The sequence below is a fragment of the Mitsuaria sp. TWR114 genome (genome assembly GCF_007997345.1).
In genome coordinates this window covers 1-1587 of record NZ_VOSR01000607.1, presented here as the reverse complement: position 1 = coordinate 1587, position 1587 = coordinate 1, and the positions used below count along the sequence as shown (strand labels likewise).

3 protein-coding genes are annotated in these 1587 nt (G+C 63.2%); all 3 read right to left on the bottom strand.

From position 1 onward, the window contains the following. The coding region (locus FUT87_RS20570; protein ID WP_147242222.1) for a class I SAM-dependent methyltransferase at positions 1-466 on the bottom strand (466 nt) is incomplete at its 3' end. Between the two features lie 211 nt (positions 467-677). Then, positions 678-896, bottom strand: coding sequence for a hypothetical protein (locus FUT87_RS20565; RefSeq protein ID WP_147242221.1), 219 nt, complete (start codon positions 894-896; stop codon positions 678-680). Then, complete coding sequence (locus FUT87_RS20560; RefSeq protein ID WP_255511950.1) at positions 893-1321, bottom strand: type VI secretion system amidase effector protein Tae4; 429 nt, start codon at positions 1319-1321, stop codon at positions 893-895. Before FUT87_RS20560 ends, FUT87_RS20565 begins: the two co-directional genes overlap by 4 nt. Positions 1322-1587: the final 266 nt, after the last annotated feature.

The window sequence follows — 1587 nt, the reverse complement described above, 5'->3', positions numbered from 1 at the left end:
CGGCCAGCAGCAGCACGCCGCCCGGCTTGAGCACGCGGAAGACCTCGGACAGCGCGGTCGCCTGATCGACGATGTGATGCAGGGTCTGGTGGCACAGCACGACGTCGACGGAAGCGTCGGGCAGCGGGATGGCTTCGGCATGCGCGTCGTGCAGCGTCACCGGCACCGGCGTGGCCTGGCGCATCGCGGCGCAGCGGGCGGCGAAGTCCGGCTCCGGATCGAGCGCGTGGATCTGGCTGGGCTGGAAGCGCTGGGCCAGCTCGGGCAGCGAATGGCCTTGCCCGGTGCCGATGTCCAGCATCACGCCGCCCTTGGGGATGTCAGGCGCCAGGCGCTGGAGGTCGTCCAGCGCGCGGCCCAGCACGTGGACACGCCAGGTCGGCGTCGAGAGGAACCAGAGGCCGAAGCGGGTCTCGGGCACGAAGGCGGGCTTGCGGGTGGGCAGGGACGTGAGGGGTGTGTTCATGGGGCGTCGTTCGTGCCGGGGTGTGCCGCGGTCGTGTGCTGGTCTGCGTCGAGCGGCGGCAGATGATAGCGGCGGCGGCCTGCGGCGCGCCGAGGCCCGGAGGGGCAAACGATGAACAATGCCCGCAATGGGGGAGCCGGCGCAATGAGGCGAGCTGGAAAAGACAAAGCCCGCAAGACTTGCGTGAACCGCCGGGGTTTACTGATGGGCCTCAGGCCCTGGGCTTTCGACTTGCCCACTTGAAGCCCACGATGCCCCCTGCGATGAGGCAGATGAGCATGAAGCCCAGCGACATCATGAAGGCGTCACCGATGTCGGAGTCCGACTTGATGTATCGAGGGCCATACCAACTGGCAAACAGCTCGACCAGCCCATACGACACCAGGGCAAAGACGACGGCACCGAGCAAGGTAAACAGGGCGCGCTTCATGACATCTGCCAGAACCAGATGGCCTTGGCCTTCTTGTAGTCGCTCCACAAGCCTTGAATGGCAAAGCCTGTGGCGATGCGAAACCAGGAGGAGGTGTCTGTCATGCGGGACTCTTTGAAGAGGTCGATGTGGTCACCGCTGAGGCCTGGACCGTAGTAGTCCTTGATGAAGATCACCCCATGCTTGCCCTTGATCTTGTCGAAGGATGTGGCGACGTCTTTGCCGGTGAACTTCTGAATCTTGCCCGGAAGCACCGCGGCGTTTTTATCCAGCCACGCCGCAAGCTCTTCGGCACGGATCGGATATTTGGGCTTGTCCTTCTCCCATGACCTGGCCCCACCAAACGACTTCAAGTCGACGCCGCAGCGCATGAGGGCAGCGGAGAGGTTGATCGCACACTGGTTCTCGTAGACGGTCTTGTCCAGGATCGGTGCATCCCCTGCGATGTTGGGGTGCTGCTTTCAGAGTTCGGAAAACGTCGGCATCTTTGTGCCCCTCCACTGAAGGCGTGAAGGGCCATTCTGATAACCGTGCGTGGCAAGTTCAGGTGACGAAGGTCAGCCTGAGGGGAATCTCTTTTAGGGACCGGCGAGCCGGAGAAGGTGTGCTTTGCGGGTCTTCGAGGAAGGCGAGGTTGCGCCGCCTTTTGTGCTACTTGGAGCCCAATGGACAAAGCCCGCAAGACTTGCGT